The organism is Halopseudomonas pelagia CL-AP6 (genome assembly GCF_000410875.1).
Taxonomy (GTDB): Bacteria; Pseudomonadota; Gammaproteobacteria; order Pseudomonadales; family Pseudomonadaceae; genus Halopseudomonas; species Halopseudomonas pelagia.
Genome location: NZ_AROI01000009.1, coordinates 163,263 through 178,401 on the forward strand (window position 1 = coordinate 163,263; position 15,139 = coordinate 178,401).

Here is a 15,139-nt window from a genome sequence, read left to right on the forward strand (position 1 = left end):
GGAGACACAATACGATGTTAACAGGCGCCACATCATTAGATCTTGTCAGGGAAGAACTCTTCACCAGCATGGGTGAGGTGGAAGATCTGCTCCAGCAGTTTCTGGAAGACCGGCATAACGGCAGCTTGCTGCAGCAGGCTATCGAGGGTCTGCAGCAATTGCGTGGCACCCTGACGCTGATCGAATTGCGCGGGGCAGCTCTGCTACTTGCCGAGATGATTGCGCTCGCGACTGATATTCCTGAACATGATGGCACCGACCGCAATGAGCCGCTCTCGGCGCTGTGCGATGGGCTGTTTCTGCTCGAACGTTATCTGCAGCAGTGTCGGCACCAGGGCTTTGAACGTCCAGAGTTGCTGCTGCCGACTATCAATCAGCTACGCGCCAATCGGCCCGGTGTTCCGGCCTTGGCCGATAGTCATTTCTATGCGTTGGCGGCCGACTCCCTGCCGCTGACGTTGCGCGGTCAACAAGAGCCGCAGCCATTGGATGCCCGTACTTTCAATCGCCTGCGGCAGATGTATCAGTTGGGGTTGCTCGGTATGATCCGCGATGACAGCCTGGCAACCGCCGCGCCGCTGATGCAGCGCGCATTGGCACGTTGGCAGGCTACCCTGGATCCTAGTGCGGTGACCTTGTGTTGGGTCGCCTCTGCCGCGCTGGAAGCCATCGAGCGCACGCCACTGCAACTAAGCGCCCCACGGAAACGGCTGTTCGCGCAATTGGACCGTGAGATCAAGAAACGCGGGGTTTGCAGTCCGTTGCCGACGCCGAGCACTAATCCCGAACTGGTACGCGAGTTGGCTTTTCTGGTGGCGCTGGGTAATGCCAGTTGCGCGCAGTGTAACGAGGTAAAGGCGGCGCTCACCTTGCCGGAGGCCGGCTACACCGAGCTGGAGCTGCAGTCCTCATTCCACCGTCTGCGTGGCCCGGGGGTGGATGTCATGCGCTCGGTCGCAGAAGCCCTGCGCGAAGAGTTGACCGCCATCAAGGACCTGCTCGATCTGCTGGCCCGTAACGCTGGCGATCCTGAACAATCAATGGACACGCTCGGCAGCGCGCTGCAGCGGCTCTGGAAGACCCTGTCGATGCTCGACCTGCCCGAAGCCGCTGCCGCTATCGAAGCCGCTGCTGGGCAATTGCGCGCCTGGAACAGTACGGACATGCTGATGCTTGAGCAGATCGCCGATGCGGTATTGCTGGCCGAAACGGCCGTCAACCGCCTCGACGAGCGTGGCAGCGATGTTGGCCCGGTACCGGGTTCGGGCCCAGGTGACAGCCACGAGCCGGTGGAGCTGAAAGAAGCGCGTATTGTGCTGATCGAGGAATCCCAGGCCGGTCTGTCGCTGGCCAAACGGGCGATCACCGCCTATATGGAATCGGGCAACGACATCATGCACCTGATGAACGTGCCTTCGACCCTGGAGACGGTACGCGGTGGGCTGATCTTCCTGGGTATGAGCCGTGCTGCGAGTATCATCAATTTGTCTGGCCGCTTTATTCAGGAAGTCATGCTCGAGCGCCGCGAGGTGCCTGATGCGCAGCGACTGGAAGTCTTGGCAGATGCCTTGACCAGTATCGAATTCTATCTGGAGTCGGCAGAGCGCTCTGCCGTCGCCATTACCGATGTATTAACCCTGGCCGAAGACAGCCTGGCTGAATTGGGTTATACCCTGGCAGGATCCTAAGTCCCATGAGCCAAAGCCAAAAGCGTTTCATCGCCGCTACCCATACTGCTCGCATCGAGGAGGGCGATCTGGTTGTGGTCTTCCACAAACAGCAATTTGCGATGTTCCAGGGTGGCTTTCTTCACGATCCAGACAGTATGCGCTTTCTCGGCATCACCGATTTCCATCTGCTTATCGGCCATCTGGATAACAAAGCCTGCCACCTTATGCGAATCAGCGATCCGGTGGATTTGCCTGGGCTTAGCTGGCACGGCCTACGCACGCTGATCGGCCAGATTGATGACGACACCTTCCGTGTGCTGGGTCTGGCCCAGCAGCTGGAGGCCTGGTACGACAGCCACCGTTTCTGTGGTCGCTGTGGTCAGGTCATGCAGCCTCGTGGCGCAGAGCGGGCGATGGAGTGTCCTGCTTGCGATCTGCGTCAGTACCCCAAGCTCGCGCCCTGCATCATTGTTCTGATTACCCGCGGCGAAGAAATCCTGCTGGCGCGTGCGCCGCATTTCCGCCCTGGATTTTTCAGCACCCTGGCCGGTTTTATCGAGCCAGGCGAATCAGTGGAGGAGTGCCTACACCGTGAGGTGATGGAGGAGGTCGGAGTAGAAGTTGATCAATTGGAATATCTGGGTAGCCAGAACTGGCCCTTCCCTAATTCGCTGATGATGGGCTTTCATGCCCGTTATGTCAGCGGTGAGATTGTGCCGCAACCCGGTGAAATTGAAGAAGCCGGCTGGTGGCATGTGGACGATCTGCCCGGAATACCGCCGGCGGGTACCATTTCCCGCTGGCTGATAGATTGCCATCTGGCCCGCTTGCGTGGCCAACCCCTTCCCGCCGTGCCGGCCTGATCTGGCCTGGAGATATAATGCAGTACTACGGATTAACTGCGTTGCTGGTGGTATTGGCATTGCTGGTGCTGGCTGTGGCCATCGCCCGTGGCTGGCGCCTGGGCTGGTTGCTGCCCTGGCTCAAGGGCAATCTTTTCTTGCTGGCGGTGGCTATCAGCGCGGTGCTGGCTGTGGCTGCGTGGGAAATGCAGCAGTTCAGAACCCTGGAGTCGGGCAGCACGGTGGCGACCTTAACCTTCCGTGCAGTGGGTCCACAATTATTCGAGGTTGAATTGAACGGTATTGAGTCGGGGCGGGTACGTCTGAACGGTGACCAGTGGGAACTGGATGCTCAGGTCTTGCGCTGGCGGGGTTTGGGCCATGCGATAGGTCTGCAGGACGGCTACCGGCTGCATCGCCTTGCAGGTCGTTACCTGGCGCTGGAGCAGCAGCAGAGTGCCGATGCACCACCCAGAGGCTTGCTGCATGCTACGCCAAGCTGGCGTGATCTCTGGTACTGGCTGGATCGGTCCGGGAGTCAGGCACTGCTCGAGGCGGATGCCTTTACCTTGCGCTTTATGCCCATGACCGATGGCGCGCGATACGCGCTTGAAATCGGCGCCACCGGATTAACACCGGTGCCCCTCAATCAGGCCGCGACCGAGGCACTCAAGCCTTTCTAGTGCGTCGCGGCATTGCCCTCATCAGGCCAACATGCCGCCATCAACGTTGATCGCAGCACCCGTGGTGTAGCTGGACGCGTCGCTAACCAGATACAGCACGGTACCGGCCATTTCGCTCGGGTCGGCGGCGCGGCGTAGGGGAATGCGCTGTAGCGCCATCTTCAGAATGGAATCATTGGTAGTCAGTGCCGAGGCAAACTTGGTGTCGGTCAGGCCTGGCAGCAGGGCGTTGCAGCGGATGCCGAACTGCGCACATTCCTTGGCGAACACCTTGGTCATATTGATCACGGCTGCTTTGGTAATCGAGTAGATACCTTGCATATCGCCAGGCACCATGCCGTTCACAGACGCCACGTTCAGAATCGCGCCGCTACCGTTCTCGCGCATCAATTTGCCGGCTTCTACTGACATGAAAAAGTAGCCACGGATGTTCACGTCAACGGTCTTCTGGAATGCCGTGAGGTCGGTGTCCAGGACGTTGCCGAAGTAGGGGTTGGTGGCAGCGTTATTGACCAGGATATCCAGCTTGCCAAACTGGCTGCGGATGTTCGCTACAGTCTCGGTAATTTGCGTCATCTCACCAATATGGCAGGCCATTGCCGTGGCTTTGCCACCGGCCGCGACAATCGCGTCAGCCACTTCCTGGCAGCCTTCGATCTTGCGGCTGGTCACAATCACGTGGGCACCTTGCTGGGCCAGCAGTTTGGCAATAGATTCACCAATACCACGGCTGGCGCCGGTGACCAGGGCTACTTTGCCGTCCAGATCGAATAATTGAGTCTTTTGCATGGGGGTGTCCTCTTTTTAAGCTTATAGGGTAGATTTGTTGATAACCGAGAGGCTCAACTGTTCCAGCAACTTGTTCATATGAATAAAGTTGCCGAAGCGCTTGTCCTGGGTCTGGCCATGATAAAAACGGTAGTAGATCTGCTGCACGATGCCAGCCAGGCGGAATAGGCCGTAGGTGTAGTAGTAATCCAGGTTGGGAATCTCGATGCCGGCTTTTTCTGCGTAGTAATCTGCAAATTCCTGCCGCGTGAGCATGCCCGGCGCGTGGCTGGGCTGGCGACGAATGGCCTGCATGGGCTGCGGATCATCTGCCTGAATCCAGTAGGCCAGGGTGTTACCCAAATCCATTAGCGGGTCGCCGATCGTGGTCATTTCCCAGTCTAGTACACCGATAATCTGCATTGGGTTTTCGGGATCCAGAATCACGTTGTCGAAGCGATAGTCGTTATGCACCAGGCCGGGCTTGTGGTGGTCGGCAGGCATCTTCTCGCGCAGCCAGGCCATCACCGGTTCCCAATTGGGCGCATCGGGTGTTGCCGCCTTCTGGTAACGATCAATCCAACCTTCGATCTGACGCTTTACATAACCCTCCGGCTTGCCCAGGTCCGCCAGGCCGCAGGCGGTGTAGTCCAAGTTGTGCAGATCAACGAACTTATCGACAAAGCTTTTGCACAGCTCGCGGGTCTTGCCTTCATCCAGGCCGAGTTCTTCAGGGATTTCCGAGCGCAGAATGATGCCTTTGACCCGCTCCATCACATAGAACTCGCAGCCCAGTACCGACTCGTCAGTACAGTGTGCGTAAACCTTGGGGCAGTAGGGGAAGCCTTCAGCCAACTGCTTCTGAATGCGGTATTCACGACCCATGTCGTGGGCGGATTTGGCTTTTTTGCCAAACGGTGGACGGCGCAGCACGAATTCCTGATTTGGATATGCAACAAGATAGGTGAGGTTGGATGCGCCACCGGGGAACTGGGTGATGGTGGGCTGGCCTTCAAGCCCGGGGATCTGGCTCTTGAGGTACTGGTCAACGGCTTGTACATCCAGTTCTTCGCCTTCGCGGATCTGGGTAGCCTGGTCTGTAGCGCTCATGGCTTTCCTTATAATGGGTGGCATGGACAATCAGCTAATCTAATCCAGCGACGCTGCGTGAACAAGCTCAAACGCTTGTTTGAAAGGGCTTATCAGGGTTCGTGTTGGTAGGGGATTGGTTGGGGCTATTTTGCCGGGCCTGAATTGGTTGCTGGGTTTGGTTCAGGACACTCAGAGGCTGTAGCCAAGTGAGCGGGGCAGGGCTAAGCCGACCGTCGATGGCAAGGATGCCATCGCCGAGCTACATGGACGTACTTGCGCGTGTCGGCGTGACATGTCGCGCTCGCTGGGCTTGGCGCTATTCTCGCAGCTAGGAGTGTAGGGCGCATCCCAGCTTGGCAGGGTTCCGAAAGACGCCGTGAATACGTCCCTGTAGGCTTGGATAAAACATCCCTGTTTTATACACTTTCTCCACCCTGCCAAGCTGGGATGCTCCTCCGGCTTTTGTGTGAGGTTGGGTTTGCTGTCCCAGTTCAAATTCAAGACCAAGATCACTGGCATAAAAAACCGGAGCACTGGGCTCCGGTTTTTTTATGCAGCTATTACTCAGGCGGGGAAGAGTTCGCCGAGTTTCAGAGCCAACATCATGTCGCCTTCGGCGCGCAGCTTGCCAGCCATAAAGGCTTGCATGCCGTCGGTCTCACCGGTCATAACGCCTTCCAGAGTGGCCTTGTCCATGATCAGCGTAACGTTCGGAGTGCCGGCGTCGCCCTGGGCGATGGCGCAAGTGCCATCTTTGATGGTGACGTTGAAGTTGCTGTCGTCTTCGATGTTGAATTGGAAAACCAGATCCAGGCCGGCGGCTGCGGCTGGGTTGAACTTGGATTCCATTGTGCTGGTGATGTCTGCAACGCTGGTCATAGGTGTGTCCTTGATTTCTGGTTTTGCTGAAGCAACGTCAAATGGCGTTGCCGTTTTTATCTGTAAGTAATGCAATCCGGCTGCAGGTTTAGATCAAGATGAGCCTGATTGTTGAATGAAGCCAGGCTAAGCTTGTTTTTACCATACTGGAGACGGCTTACAGAGGTGTTCACGATTTGCCAGTTCAGCTCGAAAGCACTGGTAGCCGGCATTTGCGTGATGAGTTGCAGGGCGGCGGTAATAGCGCCGCCCGAAGTAAAGATTGCGATGTTCTGGCCGCGCGCGGCATCTTCCAATACACGGGCCAAACCGCCTTTAACCCGTTCGACAAAAGCGGCCCAGGGCTCGCAGCCGCTGACTTCATTCTGTTCGGTGATCCATAGCGTAATCACCTGGCTGAAAATGCGCTGGAACTCCTTGCGGTACTGACCGGCATTTTTCACATAGTGCATCGCATCCGGTTCGGTTTCCGCTACCTTCGGCAGATAAGTTTGCATCACGGTATCTGCGGCGTATTCGTTGAACGCCGGTTCACATAGAATCTGTTGATCAGAGCCGGGCATTTTCGCCAGGGCATGCTTGCCGGTATCGATCTGGCGCTGCATCTCGCCCGCGTAGCTGCGCTCAAAGGTCAGACCGGCACGGTGGAAGTGTTCACCCAGGATCTCCGACTGCTGAATACCCATGGGCGAGAGCACGTCGTAGTTCTCTGCACCGAGCGAAGCCTGGCCATGCCTGATCAGATAGATGCTGCCCACGAGGTCATCCTATTGTTTACGACTAAGTGCTGAGGGTATTGGCGTCGCATGCCCCTGTCAATAAAAAACCATACGCTTGTTTGAATCTCGGCGCGGGCGAGTTTGTCCCAGTCTGAAGCCGTTCCTGTATGCTTGATGGTAGAGACCTAAATCCCTTTCTGTTTGTTTGGAGTGCGCTTGTGGAATGGCTTGCTGAGTACGGTATGTTTTTGGCCAAGGCCGTTACCTTTGTGGTGGCGATCCTCTTGGTGGTAGCTATGGTAGCGGCGCTCAAAGAGCGCAAGGGCCGTGCGGTGGGCTCGCTGAGCGTGGTGCGGTTAAATGATCAACTGGATCGCATGACCGATAAGTTAAGCGAGACGATTCTAGGTAAAGCTGCGCTCAAGCTGCGGCACAAAGAACGCAAAGCCGAGTTGAAAGCGCGGAGCAAATCCACCGACACGCCCAAGCGGGTTTACGTATTAAATTTTCATGGCGATATCAAAGCCAGCGCGCTGGAAAATTTGCGTCATGAAGTTACTGCCATTCTGGAAGTCGCCACCGCCAAGGACGAGATTGTCGTCAAGCTGGAAAGCGGCGGCGGCATGGTGCATGCCTATGGGCTGGCAGCCTCGCAGCTGACGCGGATCCGCGATGCCGGCATACCGCTGACTATCTGTGTTGATAAAGTCGCCGCCAGCGGCGGTTACATGATGGCCTGCATCGCCGACAAGGTGCTGGCTGCGCCATTTGCCATGCTCGGTTCTATTGGTGTGGTCGCGCAGATCCCCAACTTCAATAAAGTCTTGAAGAAGCACGATGTGGACTACGAGATGCTCACCGCTGGCGAGTACAAACGCACGCTGACGCTGTTTGGTGAGAATACCGAGAAGGGTCGCGAGAAGTTTCAGGAAGACCTGGAAAACATTCACCGGCTGTTCAAGGCCTTTGTTGCCCAGTATCGTCCCAAGTTGGATGTGGCCGCAGTGGCCACCGGTGAAGTCTGGTTTGGCACCGAGGCGCTGGACAACGCCCTGGCCGACGAGATCAGTACCAGCGACCAGTACATTAGTCGCATGATCCACGAAGCAGACGTATTTGAAGTGCATTATGTCACGCGTAAAAAGCTGCAGGAGAAACTCTCGGGCAGTGTCTCGACGGCGCTCGACAATCTATTGCTGACCTGGCTTTCGCGCTTTCACAATCAGCGTTTCTGGTAGGAGAACACCATGACGGAATTCAAGGCTCTGGTCGTCAGCGAACAAGACGGCCGCTATGTGTCCAAGGTAACCACTCGGCAGATCGATGACCTGCCTGAAGGTGAGGTGCTGATTCGCGTTAAGTACTCATCGCTGAACTTCAAGGATGCCCTGTCCGCATCCGGCAACAAGGGCGTCACGCGCAATTTTCCACATACCCCCGGCATTGATGCGGCTGGCGTTGTGGAGTCTTCCTCGGTGCCTGAGCTGTCGGTCGGGGATGAGGTCATCGTCACCGGTTACGATCTGGGCATGAGCACCCCAGGCGGCTACGGGCAATACATCCGTGTACCTGCCGCCTGGGTTCTCAAGCGTCCGGAAGGCCTGAGCCTACGCGACAGCATGGTGCTGGGTACCGCCGGCCTGACAGCCGCGCTGTGTATCGACAAGCTCGAACAGGCCGGCATGATTCCCGGCCAGGGCCCCGTTTTAGTCACCGGCGCTACCGGCGGCGTCGGCAGTATTGCCGTCGCCATGCTCGCCAGTCTCGGCTATGAAGTGGCAGCCGCTACCGGCAAAGCCACGCAGGCGGATTTTCTCAAGGGCCTGGGCGCCACGCAGATTATCGAGCGCAGCCAGCTGGAAGCAGGTAAGGATAAACCCATGCTCAAGGAGCAATGGGCCGGTGCGGTGGACACGGTGGGCGGAGATATTCTGTTCAATGTGGTCAAATCGCTGTTTTACGGTGCCAGTGCCGTCACCTGTGGTCTGACTGCTGGTACTCAGTTCCAGGGCAGCGTACTGCCGTTCATTTTGCGTAACGTCAATCTGCTGGGTGTCGACTCGGTAGAGCAGCCCTTAGTGGTCAAGGCGTCCATGTGGGATCGGTTGTCGTTGCAATGGAAGACTGATCTGCACAACCTGGAAAAGGAAGTCGGGCTGGATGAACTGCCGGAACAGATCGAGAAGATCCTTGGCGGGAACATGACCGGGCGCATCGTGGTTAATTTGGATTAGGTCGATCTTGCTGTCAGCGGAGCGCATCTGGTTGCATTGCTAGGTGCGCCGTACCCCTGGCGGGTATTGGCTGCTACGATTTTGAGACCTTCCCGCAGGCATTGCATTTGATGCCGTTCCTGATCGGGAAAAGCGGGAAGTTCAGCCCCAAAAACATCAGAAACGCCCAGCGGCGGCCAATCTGATGGTATTGCGTATCTTCACTGCCACAGCGCGGGCAGACTTGCACATCAGCCCCCACCAGCTCGATCAGATCCTTTTCCCGGTCCTCGTTCAGAACCTGTAGCGCAGCCTCAGCATAAGACTCAGGCACCTGCAGCCTCACGCCACCCATGGCGTTTGAGTAAAGCCACTGCATATTGATCGTGTGCTCATCCGCAATAAACGCCGGTATGCTTTCCGCATCCAGCCGCGACTTGGCTATGTGGGCCTCATAGGGGAGGCTGTAGCGGGAAATGGTAATGAGCATAGGTATACAAAGCCTCAGTCAGTCGACGCTTGAGCGGTCGGCTGGATTGGTTTGCTAGATGATTGTTTGGTATTTAACGCTGAATACATAAACGAGTTGAATACTTTTTTGTAGGCCCAGCCAGTTGAAATAAACTGTCTGTATGGCTCTCCGAAGTAATGGCGCCCTAACTCTTTGTGTGCAGGGTCTTGCGACATTAAAGCTGATAGATAGGTGGGTAATTCATTGGTGTTAATCGCTTCGCTGTTTGAATAGCCATCAATGTCCTCGGCTTGCTTCGGAAGCAGGCCTGGATAAATTTTTACGCCGGGAACAGAAGGCAAGAATACAAACACGCCCTGATCAATCAGCGACACGGCATCTGCTTCGGGGGTTCTAGCCTCAATAATGTTTATACGCTCGTTGTATACGGGGTCAAATTTCTCGGCGAGCAAGCGCGCTATTTCTTTATTTTTACCTTCGGTGTCGTTGATTATGTTATGGGCCTCCGCGAAGAACACTAACGGCACGGAGGCAAGTACGGGAGAAACGGTTGATAGTGCTGAAAGGGTCTCGTTCTGCTCCTTTTTATTTGAAGAGCAGGACGCCAGTACTAGCGAAATAAATATAACTATGGCTCGGTTCATGGCCATCTGGCGCTTTGCAAAACCGCCGCCACCAGGCGCCGATTTTGCACCCGTAATGGGATTGATCACTTGGTTAAGCATCGAATACATATACAAAATGAGTGGGGACCATACCAACACCGCGATAATGGCCATCCTAATACTGTATGGCGCAAAGAGTGGGGCATAAAACAACATAAATGGCCAGTTGAGCCATACCGGGGCGACCCCAGCCGCCGGAAACCCTTGGTGATTCGAAGTTAACGCTATTTTTCGTTGATTGCCAGCAATTGGTCAATCTTGCCCGTGCCTTGGCTTTCCAGGCAGCCGACATCCCCCTTCTCTTGGCCTTAACAAATCAGCATCGTTGCGCTTGCTGCTATGGCTTGGGCTGTCTCTCAGCTACGATGCCCGTGCAGATCATCGGCCTCTACTGACAGCGGTGGCAGACCTACCGGTTTTTTTCATCGGTACCTTTCTGCGCATTGTCTGCCCGATTGTCGCCGTGCTTTCCAGGCGTCGCCGTATCTGTGCCAGAGCGGCCTCCGGAAAACATGGCCCAGGCCACCATCGGCTCGCCTGCACCGCAGGCAATCGCGGCAACGACATTAGGCTAACGACACTGGCACTCAAAAACCGGACAATCTAAACTGATAAAAGCGGTCAAAACTCGGGGCTGTTGAAGCGACAGCGGACCCCGAAGAGCGGCTCAGGAGTCTGATTGGCGTTTGCCGAAGGGGATCACAATTGCGGTGCGCGGCTCCTCTGGTGCGTTACAAGGCCTATGCATATCGAGACTTTCTTTCAGTTCGACTAACGAGTCGAGCATCATTCGAGAAAGCCTGATGCAGGCTTGCATGGGATTGCGCGCCTTGCGCCGCTCCGCTTCGATCACGAAGGCCAGGCCCTCGAGCCGGCGTCGGCGACATGGCGGGGCGTTTTTGATCAGTTCGGCGGTAAGCAGTTGGCGCAGATTTTCCAGCGCTTCGGGTTGCTCCAGCGCCATTATTTTCATTTCGTCAAAGCTGGGTAGTCTGGATGATTGCTCGGCCATCGTGCGATCCCCTGCAATATGGTCCACTACTTATCGACGTAACGTCATGTTGTGAACGTTCGCCGGAGCGGAGCCGTTTTACAGCTCTGGTATTGCAAACGACAACGGTATTGGAAAGAAATTCCGCAAAAACCGCGAAACGAATGCAGGGTCACGTAAGCTCGTGATCAGGACTTGTTTTTCTTTCTTTTAAATCTGGCTTTTAAATCTAGATATTTGCATTTCTAGATATGATGGTTAGAATAGCGACCCATCGGCCATCCGGCGTCAGACTGTTTTGCAAATAAACGGCTGAATAGGAAGCCGCTTTCGAGGTGCACGATCACGCCTCATGATATCTATAATTCGCTATATATGGATCTATCGATGACACATAAAACGCTCTTCACTAAGACACAGCTTGGCCCTTACCAGCTCCGCAATAGAATCGTACTGCCGCCCCTAACGCGCTCGAGAAGCTCGCAGCCAGGCAACATCCCTAATGACCTGATGGCCACCTACTACCGCCAGCGAGCAGGTGCCGGTTTCATGGTTACAGAAGGAGCCCAGATTGAGCCGCGAGGCCAAGGGTATGCCTGGACGCCAGGCATTTATAGCCTAGAGCAAATCGAAGGCTGGAAGAAAGTCACCGCGGCGGTGCATGGTGAAGGCGGCATTATTTTTGCGCAATTATGGCATGTGGGCCGGGTGTCCCATACTTCGCTGCAGCCGCACGGCGGTGATCCGGTAGGGCCATCCACGCTGCCGGCAAATAACGTCAAAGTATTCATCGAAACTGCACCTGGGGCTGGCGCCCTGACAGATCCATCTACCCCCAGAGCGTTATCCAACGCTGAAGTTAAAGAGATAGTGCAACTCTATGCTCAAGCTGCACGCAATGCGTTGGAGGCGGGTTTCGATGGCGTCGAGATTCACTGTGCCAATGGTTATCTGGTTAACCAGTTCATCTCGGCACACTCCAATTTCCGCACAGATGAATATGGTGGCTCCTTGCACAACCGTCTCCGATTCCTGCGCGAGGTGACCCAGGCCGTCGCCGATGTGGTAGGTGCAGATCGGCTGGGAGTGCGTTTTGCACCCTTGTTCGCCAGTACCGATGAAGAGCGCGTGTACCTTGGCATGGTAGAGGAGAACCCTCACGAGACCTACATCAAGGCGATAAAAATGCTTGAAGAGATAGGCATCGCCTATCTGTCACTGGCGGAGGCTGACTGGGAGGACGCCCCTGAGCTGCCAGACTCATTCCGTAGCGCGGTCCGAGAAACCTTTAGCGGTCGGATCTTGTATGCCGGAAAGTACACGGCGCAACGGGCAGAAGGGGCGATCAGCGCGGGTTGGGCTGACCTGATTGCATTCGGCCGACCCTTCATTGCCAATCCGGATCTTCCGGACCGCATTGCCAATGACTGGCCGCTGAATCCGCTCGATGCCGGCAGCGTGTACGGCGGTACCGAGCAGGGCTATATCGATTACCCTGCCTACCAGCACTAAGCGACGCTGCTGCGGGTTCTCGATGCGAGGGCGCGCAGCGGGCCAAGGCGGAACATGGTAAAATAGCGAAAACCCAATATATGACGTGCACATGAGCATCGAAGTTATTGAAGCGCTAAAGGCGTTGGACAATCCAACCCGCCTGGCCATCCTCACGCTATTGAAGAACCCGAGGGAAAGCTTCCCTGAACAGGAAGCTGATCCCGAGGAACTCGGCGTGTGCGTAAGCATCATTCAGGAGCGGGTCGGGCTCTCCCAGTCGACCGTATCAAACTACCTGGCGGCCCTTCAGCGTGCGCGGTTGGTCAGCTCCCAACGTATTGGTCCCTGGACTTACTACAAGCGCGACGAGAAGAATATTGCGCAGTTACTCGAGGCACTCGGAAAGGCCATCTGACTGGGGTCCGGGCGGCTCTTCAGCCTCAGCACCGCGTGCTCTTAGCCGGTTACCGTGAAGCCTGGGGCAGTTCAAACTGTGCCCTTTTGCTACCCACTCCAACCATGGAAACTCAGATGCTTATATACCTTCTCATCGCCTGTGACCGCCTTGAAGAAAAGCAGGAAAAGAAACTGCGGCAGAACCTGCCGGAGCTGCAAGCGGCCTTGCAGGCGTATACCGATGCAAACGACAGCAGACATGTCACTCTGATCAATGAGTGCGATAGCGACCATTGTCAGGAATGGCAGCTTGGTATTAGTCAGCCGGTGACCAAGAACACTCACCTCAACTTCCCGGTGGAGCTGTTTAACGGCCTTGCCAGACAATATGGTATTGATTGCGAGGTGGGTTATATCGAGGATGAGATACGCGAACCGGTCAGTTATTTCGGTAAAGAGGAAGGTCCCGGTGAGGCGTTTTTGATAGCGGAATATTTGGGCTTATAGCCGGGCGCCTGGCTTGAGCACACCCACATCGTGGCGTAGACGCTCGGGACCCATGCCGGCCGCGTCTACGGGGCGGCTCTATGCTAGGATGGCGGTAGCTCTGGCGGTGCGTGCCGACCGAATAACAGACTGAATCCTTCGGTCAATTCAGCTTTGCTCCGCGCGCAGAGCTACCCGGTCCGGGTAATCGGATTTCGTGGTTTATCGGTCTTATGTCAGGGGAGGGGGCGTGTTCTCACTCAAGCGCAAGGGCGACTATCGTCTGCAATTGACCCGAACCCTGAAAAAGCCAGGGCGGCATAAGGTCGAGGTGTATCTGTTTACTCCGCACGATAGCAATCTGTCAGTCTGGACCCTGAGCGAGCAGCAGTTTTTCTTCACTTCCCTTGAGCATCGCTTCGGCCTGCTAGGTCTGCTGGGTCTGCCGGACAAGGATCGCGTGAGCAAGGCCGACCGCTCCTTCGTGCTCCTCTCGCCCTACTACGAAATCATGTACGGCTCCTGGCTGTTCCAGTACCGCGCTTCGATTGATCGCCTGCGCCAGCAAATCCATAGCGCCAAGATCCTCGACGAACCGCTCAAACGGTCCCTTCGGTTGAGTCAGCACTTTGCTCTGCGACTGCGCAAATCCAGTCCGGAACAGAGCAACCAGCAACGTTATTTCCGGCAGATGGATATCTACTTTTCCTGGTATGCCGAGCAGTTTCTGTTGGAGTGCATGACCCATGAAGGCTTCGCCGAGGTGGATGAAGAGCTAAAAGGTGCAATGGCGGAATTTTTGCGCCAGGAGCACAGGTACCGCAAGGAACGGGAGTACCTGAACGACTTCCGCGGCTCGCCGACCCGGGTCTGGAACCGCATGAGTCTGTACCACAGATTGCTCGAATATCCGGTACTGCTGCGCTCGAAGGTCACCGAGCTAGGCGGAGGCACGCGCAAGCTGGTCAAGGCAGCGTCGACTATGTTGATCATGTCGCTGTTCACCTACTTCCTGTTCAATGCGCGGGATGCCAGCGAAAAACTTTCTCTGGCGCTCTTGTTGGGGATCGCGCTTGTCTATGCCATTCGCGACCTGCTGCGTGAAGATATGATCTCCGGAATTACCCGGTGGCTGCGTAAGGGCAAACCGCGCTGGAAGGTACGCTTGTTCATGCCCTACACCAGAAAATTGTTGGCTCAGCAAAGGGTCTGGCTCGACTACCGCCGGCTCCCCGAGTTGCCACGTCAGGTACTCGATTATTCCGGCAATTGGGCTTCCAACGAGGAGCGGCAGATTATTTGTTACCGTTCGGAGCTCAATCTGGACAAGGATGCCCTCAAGCAGGACGAAATACAGGAACGGTTAAGCCTGGACTGCGAGCAGCTCTGCGAGATGATCCAGGCCAGCAAGCACCGTTTGTTTGTCTGCGCTGACGAAAGCGATCCCTTAGCGTCCGTAGAGGCGCACCCCATCGAAAAACAGCAGGATTACAATCTGCTGGTGGTGTACACCGAAGCTGGAAAAGCGTTCTCTACTGCGCAGCGCTGGCGTTTACGGCTGGGGGCGAGCGGGATAGTGAAGTGCGAAAGTAAAAAAACGAACTGGCCGACGCCCGAGGAGCAGTTTGCTGCACCCTGGTACCGGCGTTTAGTCAGCGTGTTCGACAAAAAAGAGCCAGGGAAGTAGTTCGGCGAGCCTCGTAGCCGCCCCACAGGTGGTGCGGCCGATTCATCGCGCCATTCTGGGGGAAGGGGTGGGGCGCAGTTCA

At 56.0% G+C, this 15,139-nt stretch carries 16 protein-coding genes; 9 read left to right on the plus strand and 7 right to left on the minus strand.

The window, feature by feature from the left end:
* Positions 1–14: 14 nt before the first annotated feature.
* The 3 genes from K787_RS0108265 to K787_RS0108275 are packed head-to-tail and all read left to right on the plus strand — an operon-like array spanning position 15 to position 3,195.
* Positions 15–1,688: a FimL-related protein gene (locus K787_RS0108265; RefSeq protein ID WP_022962324.1), complete on the plus strand. Its 1,674-nt coding sequence runs from the start codon at positions 15–17 to the stop codon at positions 1,686–1,688.
* Positions 1,689–1,693: 5 nt separating this feature from the next.
* Positions 1,694–2,533 carry an NAD(+) diphosphatase gene (gene nudC, locus K787_RS0108270; RefSeq protein ID WP_022962325.1) on the plus strand — a complete coding sequence of 280 codons (840 nt, stop codon included), beginning with the start codon at positions 1,694–1,696 and terminating at the stop codon, positions 2,531–2,533.
* Positions 2,534–2,550: 17 nt separating this feature from the next.
* Positions 2,551–3,195 (plus strand): hypothetical protein, encoded by a 645-nt coding sequence (locus K787_RS0108275; RefSeq protein WP_022962326.1) that lies wholly within the window; start codon positions 2,551–2,553, stop codon positions 3,193–3,195.
* Positions 3,196–3,216: 21 nt separating this feature from the next.
* Here K787_RS0108275 and K787_RS0108280 read toward each other — a convergent pair whose 3' ends face one another.
* The 4 genes from K787_RS0108280 to K787_RS0108295 all read right to left on the minus strand — a co-directional run bounded on the left by K787_RS0108280 (position 3,217) and on the right by K787_RS0108295 (position 6,692).
* Positions 3,217–3,984 carry an SDR family oxidoreductase gene (locus K787_RS0108280; protein WP_022962327.1) on the minus strand — a complete coding sequence of 256 codons (768 nt, stop codon included), beginning with the start codon at positions 3,982–3,984 and terminating at the stop codon, positions 3,217–3,219.
* Positions 3,985–4,005: 21 nt separating this feature from the next.
* The gene (locus K787_RS0108285; RefSeq protein ID WP_022962328.1) at positions 4,006–5,073 is read right to left on the minus strand and encodes a phosphotransferase family protein; all 1,068 of its coding nucleotides are present in this window, start codon (positions 5,071–5,073) and stop codon (positions 4,006–4,008) included.
* Positions 5,074–5,619: 546 nt separating this feature from the next.
* On the minus strand, positions 5,620–5,934 hold the full coding sequence (locus K787_RS0108290) for an SCP2 sterol-binding domain-containing protein (protein WP_022962329.1): 315 nt from the start codon (positions 5,932–5,934) through the stop codon (positions 5,620–5,622).
* Positions 5,935–5,990: 56 nt separating this feature from the next.
* On the minus strand, positions 5,991–6,692 hold the full coding sequence (locus tag K787_RS0108295; protein WP_022962330.1) for a histidine phosphatase family protein: 702 nt from the start codon (positions 6,690–6,692) through the stop codon (positions 5,991–5,993).
* A gap of 179 nt (positions 6,693–6,871) precedes the next feature.
* Between K787_RS0108295 and sohB the strand changes: the two genes are divergently transcribed.
* Together sohB and K787_RS0108305 are read left to right on the plus strand one after the other, a co-directional pair.
* Positions 6,872–7,891: a protease SohB gene (sohB, locus tag K787_RS0108300; protein ID WP_022962331.1), complete on the plus strand. Its 1,020-nt coding sequence runs from the start codon at positions 6,872–6,874 to the stop codon at positions 7,889–7,891.
* 9 nt (positions 7,892–7,900) lie between these two features.
* On the plus strand, positions 7,901–8,887 hold the full coding sequence (locus K787_RS0108305) for a YhdH/YhfP family quinone oxidoreductase (protein ID WP_022962332.1): 987 nt from the start codon (positions 7,901–7,903) through the stop codon (positions 8,885–8,887).
* A gap of 73 nt (positions 8,888–8,960) precedes the next feature.
* On the opposite strand, the gene K787_RS0108310 is transcribed toward K787_RS0108305, so the two are convergent.
* The 3 genes from K787_RS0108310 to K787_RS0108325 form a co-directional block, all read right to left on the minus strand.
* Entirely contained in the window at positions 8,961–9,356 is a 396-nt protein-coding gene (locus tag K787_RS0108310; protein WP_022962333.1) for a putative signal transducing protein, read from the minus strand.
* A 14-nt stretch (positions 9,357–9,370) separates the two neighbouring features.
* The gene (locus tag K787_RS0108315) at positions 9,371–10,117 is read right to left on the minus strand and encodes a hypothetical protein (protein WP_152486804.1); all 747 of its coding nucleotides are present in this window, start codon (positions 10,115–10,117) and stop codon (positions 9,371–9,373) included.
* A 553-nt stretch (positions 10,118–10,670) separates the two neighbouring features.
* Positions 10,671–11,015 (minus strand): DUF3135 domain-containing protein, encoded by a 345-nt coding sequence (locus K787_RS0108325; protein WP_022962336.1) that lies wholly within the window; start codon positions 11,013–11,015, stop codon positions 10,671–10,673.
* A gap of 366 nt (positions 11,016–11,381) precedes the next feature.
* On the opposite strand from K787_RS0108325, the gene K787_RS0108330 reads away from it, so the two are divergent.
* The 4 genes from K787_RS0108330 (at position 11,382) to K787_RS0108345 (ending at position 15,057) form a co-directional block, all read left to right on the plus strand.
* On the plus strand, positions 11,382–12,506 hold the full coding sequence (locus K787_RS0108330) for an alkene reductase (RefSeq protein ID WP_022962337.1): 1,125 nt from the start codon (positions 11,382–11,384) through the stop codon (positions 12,504–12,506).
* Between the two features lie 91 nt (positions 12,507–12,597).
* Positions 12,598–12,903, plus strand: coding sequence for an ArsR/SmtB family transcription factor (locus tag K787_RS0108335; RefSeq protein ID WP_022962338.1), 306 nt, complete (start codon positions 12,598–12,600; stop codon positions 12,901–12,903).
* 116 nt (positions 12,904–13,019) lie between these two features.
* Positions 13,020–13,391, plus strand: coding sequence for a hypothetical protein (locus K787_RS0108340; RefSeq protein WP_022962339.1), 372 nt, complete (start codon positions 13,020–13,022; stop codon positions 13,389–13,391).
* Positions 13,392–13,620: 229 nt separating this feature from the next.
* Positions 13,621–15,057 carry a hypothetical protein gene (locus K787_RS0108345; protein WP_022962340.1) on the plus strand — a complete coding sequence of 479 codons (1,437 nt, stop codon included), beginning with the start codon at positions 13,621–13,623 and terminating at the stop codon, positions 15,055–15,057.
* The last annotated feature ends 82 nt before the right edge of the window (positions 15,058–15,139 follow it).